Here is a 19,079-nt window from a genome sequence, read left to right as displayed (position 1 = left end):
TCATTTTTCAGAGTAAACTCCGAATAACAGTCAGCTCCTGTGAAAAAGCGTTATTTTAAGCCGGGAGTGCCATCAAACTTGCGCTCCAGGCCAGACCAGCAATCCACATAATCATCCTGTAGAGGAGCTTCTTTTCCAGCAAACTCAGTCAATTGCTGCGGAAAGCGGGTCTCGAACATGAAGCTCATGGTGTCTTTCAACTTCACCGGATCCCAGTTGCTGTGAGAGGCTTTTTCAAAAGCTTCCTGATCCGGGCCATGGGGCAACATGCAGTTGTGCAGACTGATGCCACCGGGAACGAAACCGTGTGGTTTGGCATCATACTGCCCATAAATATTGCCCATCAGTTCAGACATGATGTTCTTATGGTACCAAGGTGGCCGGAAGGTATCTTCCTGCGGTAGCCAGCGGGGCGGAAAGATCACAAAGTCGATATTGGCCGTGCCTTCCTCTGAGGTTGGGGCTGTAAGCACAGTGAAGATTGAAGGGTCTGGGTGGTCGAAGCTGATTGCTCCCACAGGTGAGAAGTGGCGCAAGTCATATTTAAAAGGGGCGTAGTTGCCGTGCCATGCCACAACGTCCAGCGGTGAGTGGTCGATGGTTGTTCGGTGAAATTCTCCGCACCATTTGACCGTCACATGACATGGGCGTTCGATGTCTTCAAACTGCGCTACTGGCGTTTTGAAATCCCTTGGATTTGCAAGGCAGTTGGCGCCGATGGGACCGCGGTTAGGCAACGTAAACTTGGCGCCGTAATTCTCACAGATGAAGCCTCTGGCCTTGCCGTCTGGCAGGCTGACTTTAAACGCCATACCGCGCGGCAAAATGCAGATTTCTAGCGGTTCCAGATCAATCAGGCCGAACTCGGTTGCGATCTTCAGGCGACCGATCTGGGGCACCACCAGCAACTCTGCATCGGCATTATAAAAGTATTCATCCTTCATATCCGCGTTGGCCAGATACACATGTGCTGCCATGCCCATCTGTATGCCGACGTCTCCGGCTGTGGTCATGGTGCGGATGCCATCGATGAACGTGAGCTTTTGGCCTTCAGGAAAGGGGACGGGGTCCCAGCGATACTGACCAAGAGACACGACATCCGGGATCTTGTTGGGGGCGGTTTTCCAGTAGGGATGTGCGATTTTCTGCAGGCGGCCTAAGTGTTTAACGGAGGGCCTGATGCGATAGAGCCAGGAGCGTTCCAGTGTCCTGTGGGGTGCGGTGAAAGGGGAGCCGGAGAGCTGTTCGGCATACAGGCCGTATTCAACTCGTTGCGGTGAGTTCCGTCCTTGTGGCAAGGCCCCCTTTAGGGCCTCGCTCTCAAAATCATTGCCAAACCCGGCCATGTATCCCGGTGTGGTTCCATAGCGGCTGTCATGGGTGCTCTCTGGGTTTTGATCAGTTGGTTTTTCCATGGTCACTCCGGGCATCGCCAGCGATTTAGGGTCGGGTAGAGAGGGTGGTTCAATCCTCAGGCTTGAACGAGCAAAGGCATCTGAGCACAGAACCAGATGCACGCAATCAACGCGATCTGGTGGAGGTAATCCATCTCCCGAAAACTATGGGAAGAAAATGTCGGGGCCATGAGCCTTTACTGAATTACCTGCCAACAATCCTGACCCTTCAAACTGCGGCACCCATGATCCGTGGATTGGCTAATTCTTCAATAACAGTAGGGTGATAGCCAGCAACTGAGCAGCTTGTCTGAAAGAGCAAGTGAGAGAGTGAATTTCGCCGCTGCTACATGGAGGCGCGCCTTCCATTTTGGGCTGGTGGGTGAATGGATCATCTCGCAAGTCATTTGTTCATTTTTTGGAGGTCAGGGCTTCTCAGTTGTCCTGGATGATGGGGGATTTCTCCGTTTAGGTCCGTTTTCAGGTTGAGTTGGGCGCGTAAAAGCGAAGGCGAGTGGGGGCTTGTTTTCGTGGTTGTCATCCTGAAAGCGGACCTTGCATCCGCTACGCTCCTTTAAGAGCGCTAACTCTTCTAAATCTTAGTGCAGTTTCACTACTCTTCGTCGGGGATGGTAGCTAATTGCGTCATGCTTTAGAGTGTTCGTCTCTCAAGCGCGCATCCTTGTTGATGAGCAACTTGAAACCTTTCCAATTAAGCTTGTAATCTGATGCGGTTTAGAGCTGCCTTGAAGCCAGATTCTCTCAAACTAGTTCTCAGAATCGTATTTCTCAAATATTTATACATGAGAAATTTCAATTGAACTCTCCTGAGAAAAGCCGCAGATTTGTGCTAATTCGACGTAGCAAGTAGCATTCACTCATCAAAAATACGTAAATTTTTCTAGACAGCGCTCCGAAAATCTATCTAAGTTGATAACGTTTCATATTTGGGAGCTTGTTATGAAAATATTGAATTCGGCATCTGCGCTCGCAATTGCCGCTATGACATTTGCGGGGGGACCGCATTTGCAGCTGACAAAGAGCTGGTAATCTTCAACTGGCTGGGTGGCTCAGAACGTGATCTGATCATCGCACTGGAAGAGGGTTTCACCGCTAAATATCCAGACTATGAGATCAAGGACATCAATCCAGCAGCGGGTGGGGATGACCCGCGCTCCGGCATTCGTTCTGCAATGCTTTCTGGCGAACAGTTTGATCTCCTGCTCAACACCTGGCCGTCCTTTGAGAAAGAGCTGGTGGATGCTGATCTGATCCGTCCGATTGACGCTGCATGGGAGCAGTATGGCTGGTCATCTGCGCTAAACGACAGCTGGCGCAATCTGGCAACCTATCATGGCAAAACCTATGGGGCATACTTCATCGCGGGCAACCGTTCCGGTGTTTGGTATCGTCCGGATACACTGGCCAAAGCCGGTATCGCGGGGGAGCCAACCCAGTGGAAGGACTTCCTGAGCTCTTTCAGTGCCTTGAAAGAAATCGGCATGCTGCCTGTTTCCATCGGTGCACGGAGCTGGGCGCAGACAGAATGGTTTGAAAACGCACTGCTGCGCACTGCTGGTCCAGCCTTTGCAAAGGAACTTTCTGAGCACAAAGTGGCGTGGACGGATGACCGTGTGAAGGAAACCTTCCGCAATCTGCGTGACATGCTGGAAGCGGACTGCTGCGCAGAGCCGGGTGCGATGCTCAGCTCTCACTGGACAGATGCTGCTGATGCCGTGCTGAAGAACAAGAAGGCCGGCTTCATGCTGATTGGTTCCTGGGCAAACCAGCGTGCCAAGAATGAGTACTCACTGACTCCGGTGAAAGACTACTCCTTCATGCAGTTCCCGGTGATCAAGCCGGAATACGGCAACGCGATGAGTGTTGACGGAAAGAACTTCCTTGTGATGAAGCAAGCGAAGAACCCGGAAGGTGCAGAACTGTTTATTGATTTCGTTCTGAGCAAGGAAGGCGCTGCAATCATTGCAGAGCAGAACCTTGCAACACCGAGCGCGCACGTGGATCCCTCGTCCTACGATCCAATCGTGCGTAAATACGCTCAGATTTTGCCGCTCGTAGACGTTTTCTTTGTTCTTGATGATCTTCTGCCAGCTGAGTTGAGCGGTGAGTTCCGCGTTGGCTTGCAGAAATTCCTTCGCGACCCAAGCGATGCGAACATTGATGCTGTCACTGCAGCGCTCGAAGCTAAAGCGAGTGAGCTTTATCAATGAGTGTACAACATGGGTCTATCTTAACCTCCCAGACCCAGGCGGGGCCTTTTGCGGGCCTCGCCACCCGGCTCTTCGGAGGTAACCTGCGCCGCGCCGACTGGATTGCATTTGCACTGCTGGCGCCAACACTGATCTTCTTCAGCATTGGTGTGCTGTATCCGCTCTTTGAGACGATCCGTGTGAGTTTTCTTGACTGGACCGGATTGAGCCAACCGAAACCTGCAGGTTTCTCTAACTATATCAAGCTGTTCAATGACGCGAATTTCTGGAATGCGCTGCGTGTCACGCTGACCTGGACACTGGCTTGTACCGGTATTTCCGTCTTTATCGGCTGGAGTGTTGCGCTGATTTCCGGTCTGGCTCCCAAGCAGACCGCACCGTTCCGCGTGGCCATCTTTGCAGCCTATGGCATCTCTGAAACCGCTAGTGGCTTGATGTGGCTGGGCATTTTGCAGCCGGATTTTGGTCTTCTCAACGGCGTGCTGCGCATCGTTGGGCTGGAAGGCTGGGCGTCTCCATGGCTGGGCGAGCCGTCCACCGCGATCTGGGGTGTCGTTGCGGCCTATGTCTGGACACAGGCTGGTCTGCCTCTGCTCACCTGCTATGCGGCTATTCAGGCGATCCCGAAAAGCCAGATTGAAGCGGCGCATATGGATGGGGCAACCCACTTTCAGATCCTGCGCTACATCATGGCGCCTCTCAGCCTTCCCGGTGTGCGCATTGCGATCTTCATCAACCTGCTGAACAGCCTCAAAGCGTTTGACATGATCCACATCCTGACAGCTGGTGGGCCAATTCGTTCAACAGAAACAGTTGGTTACTTCATGTACCAGGAGTCTGTTGTCTACTTCAAGCAGGGCTATGGTGCTGCAAGTACGGTGGTGCTTCTGCTCGCGGTTATAGTCTGTTCCATCCCACTCATTCTGGACAAGGCATCGGAGAGCAAATGATCAACCAAACTCCAAAATGGCCTGTTTTTGTACTGGGGTCTGTTGCAGTTATCTGGATTGTGCCGCTGGTGGGTATCATCGCCATGTCGATCCGTCCGGAAGGCGAGATTGTCAATGGCTGGTGGACGATTGAGCCTTTCACGTTCACGCTGGAAGCCTGGCGTGAGGTCTGGGTCAACTACCCGATTGGCCGTGCGTTTTTGAACTCTCTGGCCGTGGCCAGCTTCGCGACCATCCTGCCGGTTCTGTTCGCACCAGCAGCGGCCTATGCGTTCCACTATCTCAAGTTCCCGTTCCGCCGGATCTTACTGCTGATCCTTGTGAACGCATTTGTTGTTCCAAATCAGGTGGTTATCATTCCCCTCTTCAAGCTGTGGCGCGAGATGGGGCTGATCGACACCTACTGGTCCGTGGTCATTCCGTTCGTGGGTCTGTCCTTCGCCTGGTCGGTTCTGTTGGTCAAAAACTTCCTTTCCAACTTCCCGCGCTCGCTGATTGATGCGGCGCAGGTGGACGGGTGTGGGCATTTACGGACCTACTTTTTTATCGTGCTACCAAACACGTTAACGGCGATGGCGGCGGTTGGCATTCTGCAGTTTATGTGGACGTGGAACTCGCTTCTGCTGCCGATGTTGTTCCTGCGGGAAAATGCGACGCTGCCGGTGATGCTCTCCACGATCTCCGGAACCTATGAACCCAACTGGGATCAGCGCGCGGTTGCGACAATCATCACCTCCATCTTACCACTCATTATCTTCTTGTTCTTCCAGAAGTATTTCTCCGCTGACGGCAAAAATAACAGCGGCTCCAAGGGCTAAATCATGTGCCAGAAAAAAGAAGTAAAAGACTTCCGATACCGCCAGATTCATCTGGATTTTCATACCTCTGAACATATTGGAGGGATCGGGTCCAAGTTTGATCCGACGCAGTTTGTTGAAACGCTGAAGCATGGCGAGGTGGACTCTGTCACCCTGTTCGCCCGCTGCCATCACGGCTGGAGTTATTACCCCACCAACGTGGGCAAGCCACACCCGGAACTGCAGAATGCAGACCTGTTGGGAGACATGATCAAGGCCTGTCATGCTGCCGACATTGCGACCCCAATTTACCTGACAGTTCAATGGGATGAGCTGACGGCCCGCGAGCATCCGGAGTGGCGTGTGATGCAGGCGCAGAACACGGCGGCCAACTATCCGGGCACCGAACCCTCCGCCATGAACCAGCTTACTCCCACATGGCACACCATCTGTCTGAACCATGAAGCGCGATCCAGCGGCAGATCGACATCGCGAAGGAAGTTTGCGCGCGTTATAATCCGCCAGCGCTGTTCATGGACATCCTTGCCTCGTGGGAATGCACCTGTAACGCCTGCCTTTCCTCAATGAAATCAGAGGGTTTGGACCCGCTGAGCGCGGATGATCGCAAGAGTCACGATAAACGCGTTCTTTTGCGTTTTTTTGAAAGGTTTTCGCAAGCGGTCAACGGAGAGTTCCCGGATACGCGAATTTTCTTCAACTCTGGCCACATCTACAAAGGTCAGGATGAGCGCTACCAATATTACGGTCATCTGGAGCTGGAGAGCCTGCCGACGGGTGGCTGGGGCTATGACCATTTTCCCGTCTCAGCACGGTACGCGGATACATTGAACCTGCCGTACCTTGGTATGACGGGACGCTTCCATACGCACTGGGGTGAGTTTGGCGGCTTCAAGCGGGCTGACGCGCTAACCTATGAGTGCTGCCTGATGGTGTCTCTGGGTGCGCGCTGTTCCATCGGCGATCAGCTGCACCCGAACGGGCATATGGACTTTGCGACCTACAACCTGATCCGCCCGGCTTATTCCCGCGTCAAAGCGCTGGAGCCATATGCGAGCAACGCGACCTACCAGCGGGAAGTGGCAATCCTTTCTGTTGAGGCGCAGGTCTCCCAGCTTGGCAGCCATCTGGGCCACCGCAGCGAGCCGAGCGACTCTGCGTCTGCCCGCATGCTGCTGGAAATGCAGATCCCGTTTGATCTCATCTCTTCGTCCAGCAGCTTTGATGACTACAAGCTGATTATTTTGCCGGACAGCATTCGCCTGAATGACGACCTTGCGGTTCGCCTGAAAGCGTTTACGGACGCGGGCGGCGCCATTCTGGCCACTGGCGAGTCCGGCCTTGATGTTGAGGGCAAGCGATACCTCCTCGACATCGGAGCAGAACTGTCTGACACACCAATGGAGTACGACCCGAGCTATCTGTCCTGTCGGGGAAAGCTGGACGATGATCTGGTCGATGCTTCTGTTGTTATGTACGAGAAGGGGGCATCTCTGCGCGCAACAGATGGTGATGTGCTGGCTGACGTCCGTCCATCCTATTTCAACCGCACATGGGACAAGTTCTGCTCGCATCTTCACACGCCGGAAGACCCGGATGCAGCGCCGCTTGGTCCGGCAATCCTGCAAAAGGGCAGTGTGGCGTATGTGGCTTATCCGTTGTTCCGCCTTTACGGCACAACGGGCCAGACGCTTTACAAGTATCTGGTGCGCGGTCTCATCAACCGCCTGATGCCAAGCCAGCTGATCGGCACCGAGCTGCCATCGGCGACCCGCATGTCCTTGATGAAGCAGGCTGACGAGCAACGGCAGGTGCTGCACGTGCTTTACGCACCAACCCAGCTGCGCGGCAGCGGTGTGCCGTACAATGATGGTCAGACCCGTGCGGTTGAGATCATTGAGGATGCACCGGAGCTGAAAGAAGCCAAAGCCTGGGTGCGGATGGACGAAGAGCCAGCGGACGTGACCTGCGCTTATTCGGGTAAAACACTGCCATGGCAGTATGACAGCCTCGACAAAAAGCTGCACATCGTCTTTCCTAGCCTTCATATCCATGGGGCCGCCGTTATCTCACAGGCAGATAACGCTGTGGCTGCGGAATAAAGGGCAGTGCAGTGAAGAAACCAACCATCCTCGATGTAGCAGATACCGCAGGCGTCGCCGTTGGCACCGTTTCACGCTATCTGAATGATCAACGCATCAGGAAGGACAATCGGACCCGGATCGAACAAGCGATTGCCGATCTGGGATACCGGGCCAATACGCTTGCCCGCGCCATGAAAACAGAGCGCACGAACACAGTCGGGTATCTGGTTCCCAAGTTTGACGAGTTCAACTCGGGGATTTTGACCCAACTGGTGCGGTCTTTGCGTGCCCGTGGGTATTCCATTGTAACCTTTCACCATTCCGATGAAGCGGATGCCATCAACGAGGCGCTGGAATCAGCCTCCTCGCGGCGCATCGATGCCATCATCTTGTCCGGCACACATGAAGTGACGGAGAAGGTGCAGGAGCTGCTGACCGGGGAGCAACCGGTCATCATCTTCAACAATGATGTACCGGGCGTGGAAACGGATAAGGTGCTGGTCAACGATGAGGCTGCTGCGCAAGATGCAGTGAGCCGCATGATCGACTTTGGCCACACCCGCATTGGCGTGGTGACGGGGGACCTGAATGGAAGCACAGGGCAAAACCGGTTGCAGGGCTACAAAAAAGCCCATGAGCAAGCAGGCCTGAGTGTTGATGAGGAGTTGGTTTACGTTGGCAATTGGGGCCAGCTGGATGGATACACCGCCATGGACAGGTTCCTTGGCATGGAAAATCCGCCAAGTGCTGTGTTCTTCTCCAATTACCTGATGACCATTGGTGGTCTGGACTGTTTGTCCAGCAACGGCAAACAGGTGGGCAAAGACATTGATCTTGTCACCTTTGATGACCCGGATATGTTCCGACTGATCCCGCCGGGCATCACCGCCATTGAACAGCCCATTGAGCAGATTGCCCGTCATCTGACGGAGATCGTGCTGAGCCGGCTGGATGGAACGGCGCCTGACCACCTCGCAATATTCGCGTCAATTGCGCGCTCAAGCTGCGCGGCTCCTTAGGAGTTGCTCGGAAAGCCTCCGGAAAAACCCATGAAGATAGTTAGCTACAACATTCAATACGGAACCGGCATCGACGGTAAAGTCGATCTGGAGAGAATTGCAGGAGAACTTGAAGGGGCCGACATCATCGGCCTGCAGGAAGTTGACCGCTTCTGGAAACGAAACGGCAATGTGGATCAGGCCGCGGAACTGGCCGATTTGCTGGGCGGATATCGCTGGGTCTATGGCCCGGGTCTTGATATGGACGCCTCGTTTCACGATGAAAACGGCAAGCTGGTCAACCGCCGCCGTCAGCACGGGGAAATGATCCTTTCCAAATACCCGATCATTTCCACCCGCACTTATCCTTTGCCTAAGATGGGCTCCATCACCCGTCACGCCATTCAAGCGGCTCTTCTGGAAGCTGTCATCGATGCGCCGGGAGGCCCGCTGCGGGTCTACAACACCCACCTGTTTTACTGGTCGCCAGACTTTGCGCTGGTACAGGCGCAGTTTGTGAGGGATCGCATCAAAACAGCTCCGTCTGAGGGTGGTGCATGGTGTGGTGGTCCGGGCATCGATGCCCACTGGCTCAACGACGAACCGCAGCCAACCATGCCAACCGACTGCATTTTGCTGGGCGACATGAACAACGGTCCGGGCACGCCGGTCTATGAGGTGTTCACCGGCCCGCCATCAGAAGAAGGTGGCCGCGTGCAGACGCTGGATGGCTTTGTCGACCCGTGGGTGTGGCTGGGCAATGAGGAGATGAGTGGCAAGACCGCGCATTTTGACACCCGCCGCATTGACCATGTGTTTGTGGGCGCCTCTTTGCGCCACCGCATTGCAGGCATGTGGGTGGATGAAGACGCGAAAGGCTCTGACCATTTGCCGGTCTGGCTGGAACTGAAGGATGCCTGAGGGGGGAAAGCATGGCACAAGTTACTCTGAAAAATCTCGAAAAATCCTATGGTCCAACCAAGGTCATTCATGGCATTGATCTGGAGATCAAAGACAAGGAGTTTGTTGTTTTCGTTGGCCCATCTGGCTGCGGAAAATCCACCACACTGCGTATGATTGCTGGCCTTGAAACGATTTCGGGCGGCGAGTTGTTCATCGGGGACAGGGTGGTCAACGACATGCCACCACGCCAGCGCAACATCTCCATGGTGTTTCAGGATTATGCGCTCTACCCGCATATGACGGTTGCCAAAAACCTTGGCTTCTCGCTGAAGATCGCTGGTGTTTCCCAGTCTGAGATTGAAAAGCGTGTGGCAGATGCGGCAGCTATTCTGGGGTTGGAGCCCTACCTGAAGCGCAAGCCGGGCCAGCTTTCCGGTGGCCAGCGCCAGCGTGTTGCCATGGGCCGTGCCATCGTGCGCCATCCAGATGTGTACCTGTTTGACGAACCGCTCTCCAATCTGGACGCCAAGCTGCGCACCCAGATGCGTATCGAAATCAAAAAGCTGCACCAACGCGTGGGCAACACCATCATCTACGTGACCCACGATCAGGTGGAGGCCATGACACTGGCCGACCGGATCGTGATCATGCGGGACGGCATCATTGAGCAGGTAGCAGCCCGCGTGAAGTGTTTGAAAAGCCGAACAACACGTTCGTGGCAACCTTCATCGGGTCTCCGCCCATGAACTTGATTGATGCCCATGTGGCCAGCAGCAATGGTGACCCGGTGCTGAAACTGGGTGACGGCAGTGAGCTGAGTGCGCCGGTCCGGCTGCGTAACACACTGGAAGCAGGCAAAGCGGTGAAGCTGGGCGTGCGGCCAGAAGACATTTCGCCAGAAGGCAATGCCCTGCCGACAGCCGGTGAAATCGCGCAATTGCAACTGCCTGTATTGCTCTCTGAAGACCTGGGCTCAGAGGCAACTTTGTTTACGGAACTGGCAGGCTCTCCGGTTCAGTCCATCATGTATAATCCGCGCACAGTGCATGCTGGGGAAACGCTGAGCTTCAACATGGCCCTTGATAAATGCCATGTGTTTGATGGAGAGACCCTGCGCAATCTGGCAGCTTAAGTTCTTTTGGGGCGAACCTTGCCGAAAGCCTGTTACCACTTTTTGGCAAGGCCGCAGCTTGAACTGCTGGATTGACGTAAACAAAGAAAAGCCCTGAGCTGATGCTCAGGGCTTTTGCCGTTGTCGCGCCTTCCCGAAAAGCGGCTCTGGTTTTCAGGAGGACGCGCTGCTTTAGCCTATAGGGAGGCCGGCCTACGCCATTTCTTCCATTTCAAAACCCGGAACCAGCTCCAGCGGCATATCCTGATAGCAAACCGGACGCAGGAAGCGGCGGATCGCCATGGTGCCGACAGAGGTTGCGCCGAAGTTGGTGGAGGCCGGGTAAGGACCACCGTGAACCATCGCATCACACACTTCCACGCCAGTCGGGAAGCCATTTGCCAGCATGCGGCCTGCTTTGCGTTCCAGCAATGGCATCAGCTTGCGGGCTTCTGCGTGGTCTGCAGCATCAATGTGGATGGTGCAGGTCAGCTGGCCTTCAATGGTGCGCGCCACATCCTGCATCTGCTCGATGTTCTTCAGCTTGACGACAATGCCGAGCGGGCCGAACACTTCTTCCTGCAGGTCTTTGTTGCCGAGCCAGTTTTCAGCATCCGTCACGAACATATACGGCTTGGCACCACGGGTTGCGCAGGCTGTGCCCACCAGCTCCTCAACACCGGCTTCGCCAGCAATCTTTTCAGCGCCGGAGCGGTAGGCCGCTGCGATGCCGTCGGTCAGCATTGGCTGTTCACCAGTAGCGCCCAGAGCTTCTTGAGCCTTAGTGATGAAGGCATCTGCCTCAGCGCCTTCCACCAGCAGAACCACGCCCGGATTGGTGCAGAACTGGCCTGCGCCCATGCACAGGGAACCAGCCCAGCCAGCCGCAATGGCATCACCACGGTTGGCAAGGGCATTCGGGAAGATGAAGTTTGGATTGACGGAGCCCAACTCACCGAAGAACGGGATCGGCTCAGGGCGAGAGGCGCACAGATCAAACAGCGCGCGGCCACCGGCCAGAGAACCCGTAAAGCCAACGGCTTTGATCAGCGGGTGCTGCACAAGGGCGGTGCCAACTTCACGGCTGCCGCCTTGCACCAGTGAGAACACACCGGGATGCATGCTGCAGGATTTGATCGCTGCGTCAATGGCTTGTGCCACGATCTCCGCCGTGCCCGGATGAGCCTCATGGCCCTTCACAACCACCGGACAGCCTGCCGCCAGCGCAGAGGCGGTGTCGCCGCCTGCGGTGGAGAACGCCAGCGGGAAGTTGGAGGCGCCGAATACAGCCACAGGACCAACCGGACGCTGGCTGAGGCGCAGATCAGGACGCGGCAGAGGTGCACGATCCGGCATGGCTTCATCGTGGGTGATATCCAGATACTCGCCTTTTTCAATATGGTCTGCGAACAGACGCAGCTGGCCAACGGTGCGGCCACGCTCACCGTTGAGGCGCATTTCCGGCAGGCCAGTTTCCGCGCAGCCCACTTCGGTGATTTCTGCGCCGCGCGCGTCGATCTCGTCTGCCACAGCGCGCAGGAACTTGGCGCGCTCTGCGCGGGTGGTCCAGCCGAAGGTCATGAAGGCGTCTTCGGCAGCCTTGACGGCGCGGTCAACCAGTTCGGTGGTGCCGCAGGCATAGCTTTGGGCAGAGCCCGAGAACGGGGATGACTCGAATTTCTGGGCGTTATCGACCCATTCTCCGGCGATGAGATGGCAACCTGTTAGCATCGTTTCCTCGGCACATGAAGTTATCTGGCAGGCGCTGCGGCGCTGATGTGCAGCCCACAGCTGAATCTTGACAGTGATATATCACTATCTTCTATCAGGTTCAAGCCGATAACTTCATATTGTGCAAAGGTCTTTTCTACCGCAGATCCGTAAGGGCCTCATCTTCACGCGAATTCGCAGGGCAAGGATGGCACCGTTAAAGCCGGAGAATAGAAAGGCAATCGGGAACAGGCCGAGCACCATGGGCGCGGTGAAGATCTCCAGTGCCACCAGCAAGTAATTGGGATGACGCACAAACGCAAACGGTCCCTTGGTCACCAGCGGCGTTTTCGCCACAATAATGCGTGTGGTCCAGCGACGGCCCATGCTGAGCAGAATCCAGAGGCGGAACACCTGCAAGACGGCGAACACCATCAGCCACGGAATGGAGACCGGTTTGTCGTAGCCCAACACAACAAGCGCGATGATCCACGCCACATGCACGCTGACAATCAGCGGATAGTGAGAGGCGCCGACTTCATAAGCCCCTTCCTCCAGCAAGCGCTTGGTGTTGCTGCGGGCGATGACCAGCTCGGACAGACGCTGGAGGATGATGAAACCCAAAAACAGCAGGGCAGCTAAGGAAGCATCAGGCATTGATCACCCCCTCTGGTTTTGAAAAGTCAGTTGTGTCCCGGTGCCCGCCAGCCCCTGAGGGAACGACACTGACCGGTTGGAAGGAAGCTGTGAAACCGGGGCCAAGGGCGCACATAACCATGCTGCCCTGTGCAGTGCGCTCCAGTACTCGTTCAAGAACAAACAGCACAGTTGGAGCGGACATGTTGCCGAACTCCTGCAGAATCTCGCGCTCCACATCCAGAACGCCGGTGGGCAGATCCAACGCGCCTTCCAGCGCCTGCACCACCTTCGCGCCGCCCGGATGACAGACGAAGCGGTCAACGCCAGTCCTTTCCATGGAAAGGGCACTGAGACTGCGCTCTGTTACATCGCGGAAGTGCTCAGTGGCGAAATCGGGGATAGAGCGGTCGAACACCACGCCAAGGCCATGTTCTTCCACGTTCCAGCCCATGATGTTGAGCGTATCCGACCACATCTCCTGATGACCTGCCCCCAGCTGAAACACTGGTTTAGATCCTTCCGGCTTGCTGGTGGAAAGGCAGGCGGCAGCGGCGCCATCACCAAACAGCACGGTGGCGATGATATCGGCCTTGGTGAGCCGGTCACTGCGGAAGGAGAGCGTGCAGCCTTCCAGCGCAACCATGAGCACGTTGCTGCCCGGTTTCGCCTGCGCCAGCTGTTGCGCGATGGAAAGGCCGGAAACACCTCCAGCACACCCCAGCCCGAACACCGGCACGCGCATAATATCCTGCCGGAAGCCCATTTGCTTCCAGGCCTGCGCTTCCAGCGTTGGTGTTGCGATTCCGGTGGAAGAGACGGTGACGACCGTATCAATCTCATCCGCGCGCAACCCCGCTTTAAGCAGCGCTTTGCGGGCGGCGGTGATGAACAGCTCCGTTGTGCCGCGCACATAGGTTTCGTTTCTGGTCTTCCAGTCCTGAGGTTCCAGAAACCATTCCAGTGGCGCAAAGGAGTAACGGGTTTTGACGCCGGCGGTCAGAAACGTGCCAGCCATGCGCTCGAACTGCGCAAACTTTGGCCCAAGAATCCGCCGGGCGTAGTCCAGCACCAGAGTCTGGGGTAATTCATAGGGCGGCACCGCTGTCGCAAGGCCGGTCAGGTAAACGGGCATCGGCTCTCCAACCCTGCTTTCTTTCTTGCCAGAACATGCATCATCAACTTTATAGGCCTTGACCAAACTGCTGAAAATCCGGCGTTTTTTGGGGTTGTTTTGGTGGGGTGAGATTGAGTGCTACGGATTGTCAGAGTGCGGCTTGCCCGGCCTCCCGTTCAGTTGCGGATTTCATACGGTAGATGGTGATTGCCAGCAGCGTGGCATTGGTGATGTCGTTGAGCGACCCACCCCAGGATCCCACGATGAGGGCGTTGACCATCCATGTAAGGGCACAGGAGAACATGGCGATGCGCATCTGGATTCCGCTGAGGCAGAAGAGCGCGAAGCCGCTCATGAGAGAGGCTGTCCATGGCAGTAGATCAATGAGGCCTTCATACACCATCACACTCATGATGGTTTGGATGACAGCAAAGATGCCAAACCATGTGTAGCCTTTAAAGCGCAGGGAAACGAAGGACCGTACACCATTGATGCCAAGGTTTGCGCCTGCCACATACGCGCCCATGAGCACATAATGGATGCAGAACAGGGAGCAGCTGACAAAAAGCAGGCCGCGAAACAGCTGATCACGCTTGGTGGAAAAACCAACCATGTTGACGGCATAGGCCGCCAGCCCAAAGCCCTGTATGACGAGTGGATCCATCTTCCATTTTCTTTCTTATTGGAAGAGGAGTGTAGGCGTGAAAGACCGGCAGATCGTCTGTAATAGCGCGGGTCAGAGATACTACGCGCTGGATAAGTTGTGGCTCAGAGCGTCAGAGTAAAGCGATGCAATGTCAACGGGTTGCCGTTCAGGTGGACGGTCTTGGTGCCGTCTTTATCCCAACGGAAACCACAGGCCCGCAGCACGTTGGAGGAGGCCGGATTGTTGTCTGCCGCAAAGGCTTCCAGCTCCGTCAAATCCCCTTGCGCCCGCACCAGATCCGCAACGGCAACAACCGCGGCTTTGGCGTAGCCTTTGCCAAGGTGTTTTTCACCCACGCGGTAGCCCAGTTCTGCCGTGTCCAAAGGCTCGGAACCCAGCTTGCGCAGGTTGATGCGACCCACCAGTTCACCCGCCTCAGAACGCATCAGATAAAACCGATCTGGATCAGCCATCAGATCACGAATGACCTGCTTCAGAGACTCTTCCTCAAAATGCTCTGGCCCGCGGGCTGGTACCCATTTTTCAAAGAAAGTGCTGTTGCTGCTCTCAAACTCCAGAACATCAAGAGCATCCTCCTCGCAGATTTCGTGAAGAGTGAGGGGCGGCAAGGCAAGGTCGCTGGGTGTATTCATAAAACAGGCACTGATTAAAAAAGACAGGTGCAGCCTACAGCATATCCGTGCAAAGAGAAAACCCCTCACGCCGGCGGGCGCAAGGGGCTTTCGATGTCAGTCTCAGAAAAAGCCTAGAGGTCTTCGCGGGAAAGCGCGTGGGCCGGAATGCTGGAGCAATCCATTTTCACCATGCCCTGACCGTCCAGATATACCCAGTTGCGGTTGATGCTGGTTGCCAGATACTTCTCATCATCTGTGTGCACCAGCTCATCCTGTTTGAACTTCGGCAAGATCCATGCTTCATCAGCACCCAGTAGAGAGCAAAGGCGGTGAAGAAGCCAACGAAGTAGGAAAGGTCGATGGCGTAGATCGCCAGTGCACCACCCACGGCCCAGGCAATCAGGCCAGCCGGGTTGCAGCCTGCGATGTATTTGAACTGGCCTTCTTCCTCATAAAGCTCTGGCACATTCAGGCGGCGTTTGCGGATCACGAAGTAATCGCAGATCATGATGCCACCCAGAGAGGCGAGCATGGCGCCGTAAAGGCCGAGATATGTGAAGAGGTGGTCAAGGATCAGCCACGGCATTGCCAGTGTGCCGACGATTGCTGCCAGAACCAGACCCATGGCGTAGGTGATCCATGGAGCGCCTGCGTTCACGAAGGTCAGCGCGGCCGGGATCAGGTTTGCACTGGTGTTGGTGGACCACTGTGCCAGCACGACCATGACCAGCAGAACCACCAATGTGATGCCTGTGCCCTGACCCTGAATAACAGTGATCGGGTTCCAGTCACCTGCCGCGATGAAGGAGACAGCACCAATCAGCGCGATCCAGCTCTGCACCACTGGCAGGGCGATGAACTGTGCCAGAAACACGTTCTTATTGCGCTTGAAGAAGCTCTTGGTGCCAGCTTCTACTTTCAGGAAGCGGGTGATGTTTGGAATGTCGACCGCCAGAGAAGACCAGAAGGCCATGTTGGCAACAAACAAAGCCACGATGGAGATTTCTGCGTCGCCTGCAAAGGACCAGATGTCTTTTCCGCTTGCTGTGGCCAGACCATCAAGGGTGAAGTACATCCACACAGAGATGGCCATGATTGCCGGAGCTGCGATTTTCGCAAGACGCTCCACGGCGCGGATGCCCATGGCGGTGTTGATCACCTGCAGCACAGCAAAGCCGATGTACCAGATCACCCAGTTATCGAAACCGGTGAGGTAGGAGAAGATGCCGTTCAGCGCCAGTGCGCCAAGGTAGGTCTGAATGCCGAACCAGATGGCTGCCACAATGCCGCGGGTGATGGATGGAATGTGTGTGCCCACAGTGCCAAACGGCGCGCGCAGGTAAACGGCGAAGGAAATGCCGTGCTCGGTGCCGATGTCTGCTGTCATCGCCATGACGATGCCAAGCAGAAGGTTGGCGAAAAAGATTGTTGCAATAACGATTGGAAGAGGGAGACCCGCCACACCGCCAGCACCCAGCTGGAAGGTTGCAATGATCACCGCCATCGAGATCCAAAGTCCAATGTAACCGCGATTGGAGATGGCACGTTGATTAAGCCAGACGGGAAGGATGGCTGGCTCCATGAGGCGGGATTGGCCGCGCGAAGTCTCATCCATAACTTGGGTTTGCGCCATGTTCTAGATCCTGATGTATATCTAATTTTCTGAGACAGTAAATCTTAGCAGGGCGCAAGTATGCGCGTGCAAAAACAGCGCCCACAGCAAGAAGTAGTGATGACATTACCGTTTGCCGGTAGTTGCACTACATGCACTGTGAGGCTGAATACAGCCTGATGAGATTGTTCTGCTAAAGTCGGCTAACTAACCTGAAAATATGTATTGCGCAAGTAGGTCAGAGCAAATTTTACTAGATTTTCGCAAAAGTATTAGAGTGAAAATATTTATCAAGGGCGAAGAAAACTTCAAAACCAAGTTTTTTGATCAGTTGGTAAAAGTATTTTCTGGGGTAATTCTTGAAGGTAGCAGAGGGAGTTCTGCTCACGTTAACTCCCTCAACCCTTTAGGTGTGCGGATCTTGGCTGTGTATTTGATTTTAGGGCCATAAATAACTTCGATTGGAAAGTTAATCGCGAGGTCGCGATAGAACGCTCTTATGGTTTCAGGTTCAGGATGCTCCAGAGTAAACGTCTCAAGCCGTGCACCCAGATCCGGAATGTCTGAAGGGTTTTCAGGCACGCCATAACGGTCAATCAACGAAGGCGCTGCACCCTCCAGCGGCAGGCTTCCATCCTTAGCAATTGAAAAGGCAAACTCAGGATCGCCCTGAGGCAGAGGAACATGCTCTCCAAAAATGTTAGGGTGTTTGGTGAGGACTGGATCGATGGATTCCACGCCAGCAACCCAGCCTCTTAAACGGCGTCCAGCATCCCACTCGGCTTTTATCGTCTTCTGTTCATCCAGACCAAACCATCGTGCGCGGTTGGGAGCGGTGCTGGTTGGATCAAGTGCAACCACTTCAAGATAGAGCGTTCCACCGAGCTGGAGGCGATGATTATGTGTTCCCATGTAATCATGACAAACGCCAAAAGGAACCTGAAGACCAAGGCAGTCTTCAACGTGCTCTACGCCATCCCTTAAGGTCGGCGCAATCACCGTGATATGGTCAAATTTTAACATGCTGTGAGGCTCTGAAAAGTTACGGCAGGACTGAGGATTATGGGTGCACCCCACGAACAGGGTGCAATCGCCACGGGGGATGTGTGGCTTAAGAACGCGTAACGGTTTGGAACACCTTGGCGGAGGTGTCCAGTGCTAGCGGTAGATGCATATGTTTAGAGGTTCTGGCGGTGTTGGACTTGAGAGGTCTAAGCTGGAAAAGAGACAAACTGGCAGATGCTCTATAACGCCGAAAGGATAAGCGCTGCACTACCAAAACTCAGGATGAATACCAGTGCCATTTGCTTCCAGCCAGGAGCAACCAGGTAAGCCTTTTGCGGCTTACCGGGGTGGTAGAATACTGTTACCTCTGAGTTGTCGTGGTGATCTATGTAGCGGAGCTGCCATTTCAACAGTGCCCGCAGATTGTAGGATACTTGGACGTGCCAGACGTTAATCCTGTCGCTTTCATAGGGCACACCATCAACAGAGTAGCTGTAAAGCACCTTCGCTCTGTAGTTGGTTCCATCATCTGAACCACCACCCCAGCCATGGACCGATTCTTCATGCAATTTACCGATGACACTTGGCCATTTGCTTATCCGGTACATGTATATCAACGAGTACACGCCCATCAGTGCGAAGTATCCGGCGGCTGTCAGTAAAATCGTATCACGGTCGCCTGCGGCAAGTAGTTCAAAATACTCAGTCATATGCATAGGTTAGGTTGAAAAGTGTTTGCTGCCAAGACAGCAGGCTAACTCTTAACCCTCAACTGATGGGCAAGCCCCACAGGATCCGGCAATAATTGACTTTTGCTTCAGGACCTCCAGAATCTTCTCGAAGTCTCCCTGATCAAGACCGGATTGCTCTTCGATGACTTTTGAGATGTGCGCGATTGTTTGGGTGCGCAGCTCCTGGCCTTTGTCTGTCAGAGCGACCTCGATGGCGCGGCGGTCTTCTTCCGAGCGTTGGCGTTGCAAAAGCCCGAGTTTTTCGAACTTATCGACCAGTACAGTCACGTTGGAGGGCAGGCAGAACAGCAGGTCTGCCAGCTTTCCCATGCGCACGGGCGTGCCCAAGTGCAGCAGCATATTGGTTTCTGTGGGGGTGAGCTTATCAGCATACTCAGAGTAGGATTTGTGAATGCGGCCCAGAATTTCCTGAAACTGGAAAAGCACAAGCATGCTGGCTGGTAAGTCGTTCATTTTGCTCGCTTCCTCACGTCTGCAGGT

Annotated in this window: 17 protein-coding genes and 1 pseudogene; 8 read left to right on the top strand and 10 right to left on the bottom strand. The window is 54.9% G+C overall.

Translation table 11 applies throughout. From position 1 onward, the window contains the following. Window positions 1-50 precede the first annotated feature (50 nt). Window positions 51-1,415, bottom strand: coding sequence for a homogentisate 1,2-dioxygenase (gene hmgA, locus JCM12308_RS12975; RefSeq protein WP_054784006.1), 1,365 nt, complete (start codon window positions 1,413-1,415; stop codon window positions 51-53). 926 nt (window positions 1,416-2,341) lie between these two features. On the opposite strand from hmgA, the gene JCM12308_RS12970 reads away from it, so the two are divergent. From JCM12308_RS12970 to JCM12308_RS12940, 8 genes and pseudogenes are all read left to right on the top strand, one after another. Next, window positions 2,342-3,625, top strand: coding sequence for an ABC transporter substrate-binding protein (locus tag JCM12308_RS12970; protein ID WP_208978538.1), 1,284 nt, complete (start codon window positions 2,342-2,344; stop codon window positions 3,623-3,625). Next, the gene (locus tag JCM12308_RS12965) at window positions 3,622-4,575 is read left to right on the top strand and encodes a carbohydrate ABC transporter permease (RefSeq protein WP_054784005.1); all 954 of its coding nucleotides are present in this window, start codon (window positions 3,622-3,624) and stop codon (window positions 4,573-4,575) included. The genes JCM12308_RS12970 and JCM12308_RS12965 overlap by 4 nt, the downstream gene beginning before the upstream one ends. Then, complete coding sequence (locus JCM12308_RS12960; RefSeq protein WP_008551094.1) at window positions 4,572-5,393, top strand: carbohydrate ABC transporter permease; 822 nt, start codon at window positions 4,572-4,574, stop codon at window positions 5,391-5,393. Before JCM12308_RS12965 ends, JCM12308_RS12960 begins: the two co-directional genes overlap by 4 nt. Before the next feature lie 3 nt (window positions 5,394-5,396). Then, on the top strand, window positions 5,397-5,960 hold the full coding sequence (locus JCM12308_RS31560) for an alpha-amylase family protein (RefSeq protein WP_244271895.1): 564 nt from the start codon (window positions 5,397-5,399) through the stop codon (window positions 5,958-5,960). Then, window positions 5,957-7,492 (top strand): beta-galactosidase trimerization domain-containing protein, encoded by a 1,536-nt coding sequence (locus tag JCM12308_RS12955; RefSeq protein ID WP_244271894.1) that lies wholly within the window; start codon window positions 5,957-5,959, stop codon window positions 7,490-7,492. The genes JCM12308_RS31560 and JCM12308_RS12955 overlap by 4 nt, the downstream gene beginning before the upstream one ends. A gap of 11 nt (window positions 7,493-7,503) precedes the next feature. Next, the gene (locus JCM12308_RS12950; protein WP_208978537.1) at window positions 7,504-8,493 is read left to right on the top strand and encodes a LacI family DNA-binding transcriptional regulator; all 990 of its coding nucleotides are present in this window, start codon (window positions 7,504-7,506) and stop codon (window positions 8,491-8,493) included. 30 nt (window positions 8,494-8,523) lie between these two features. After that, on the top strand, window positions 8,524-9,393 hold the full coding sequence (locus JCM12308_RS12945; RefSeq protein ID WP_054784004.1) for an endonuclease/exonuclease/phosphatase family protein: 870 nt from the start codon (window positions 8,524-8,526) through the stop codon (window positions 9,391-9,393). 11 nt (window positions 9,394-9,404) lie between these two features. Beyond that, a pseudogene (locus JCM12308_RS12940) lies at window positions 9,405-10,507 on the top strand (ABC transporter ATP-binding protein). 192 nt (window positions 10,508-10,699) lie between these two features. Here JCM12308_RS12940 and JCM12308_RS12935 read toward each other — a convergent pair. The 9 genes from JCM12308_RS12935 to JCM12308_RS12895 form a co-directional block, all read right to left on the bottom strand. Next, a complete protein-coding gene (locus JCM12308_RS12935; RefSeq protein ID WP_054784003.1) occupies window positions 10,700-12,217 on the bottom strand; it encodes an aldehyde dehydrogenase (NADP(+)) in 1,518 nt (505 codons plus the stop codon). A 114-nt stretch (window positions 12,218-12,331) separates the two neighbouring features. After that, on the bottom strand, window positions 12,332-12,853 hold the full coding sequence (locus JCM12308_RS12930; protein ID WP_054784002.1) for an isoprenylcysteine carboxyl methyltransferase family protein: 522 nt from the start codon (window positions 12,851-12,853) through the stop codon (window positions 12,332-12,334). After that, window positions 12,846-14,033, bottom strand: coding sequence for a type III polyketide synthase (locus tag JCM12308_RS12925; RefSeq protein WP_054784001.1), 1,188 nt, complete (start codon window positions 14,031-14,033; stop codon window positions 12,846-12,848). The genes JCM12308_RS12930 and JCM12308_RS12925 overlap by 8 nt, the downstream gene beginning before the upstream one ends. Window positions 14,034-14,097: 64 nt before the next feature. After that, window positions 14,098-14,613 carry a YgjV family protein gene (locus JCM12308_RS12920; protein WP_054784000.1) on the bottom strand — a complete coding sequence of 172 codons (516 nt, stop codon included), beginning with the start codon at window positions 14,611-14,613 and terminating at the stop codon, window positions 14,098-14,100. A gap of 104 nt (window positions 14,614-14,717) precedes the next feature. Beyond that, window positions 14,718-15,248, bottom strand: coding sequence for a GNAT family N-acetyltransferase (locus tag JCM12308_RS12915; protein WP_054783999.1), 531 nt, complete (start codon window positions 15,246-15,248; stop codon window positions 14,718-14,720). A gap of 166 nt (window positions 15,249-15,414) precedes the next feature. Beyond that, entirely contained in the window at window positions 15,415-16,863 is a 1,449-nt protein-coding gene (locus JCM12308_RS12910) for an NCS1 family transporter (protein WP_208978536.1), read from the bottom strand. A 363-nt stretch (window positions 16,864-17,226) separates the two neighbouring features. Next, a complete protein-coding gene (locus JCM12308_RS12905; RefSeq protein ID WP_054783998.1) occupies window positions 17,227-17,865 on the bottom strand; it encodes a VOC family protein in 639 nt (212 codons plus the stop codon). Between the two features lie 221 nt (window positions 17,866-18,086). Next, complete coding sequence (locus JCM12308_RS12900; RefSeq protein ID WP_208609154.1) at window positions 18,087-18,557, bottom strand: DUF3592 domain-containing protein; 471 nt, start codon at window positions 18,555-18,557, stop codon at window positions 18,087-18,089. A 51-nt stretch (window positions 18,558-18,608) separates the two neighbouring features. Continuing rightward, window positions 18,609-19,052 (bottom strand): MarR family winged helix-turn-helix transcriptional regulator, encoded by a 444-nt coding sequence (locus tag JCM12308_RS12895; protein ID WP_054783996.1) that lies wholly within the window; start codon window positions 19,050-19,052, stop codon window positions 18,609-18,611. Window positions 19,053-19,079 lie beyond the last annotated feature (27 nt).

Origin of the sequence: Pseudovibrio denitrificans JCM 12308 (assembly GCF_001310815.1) — a bacterium.
GTDB lineage: Bacteria > Pseudomonadota > Alphaproteobacteria > Rhizobiales > Stappiaceae > Pseudovibrio > Pseudovibrio denitrificans.
This window is presented reverse-complemented; position numbering and strand designations above follow the sequence as displayed.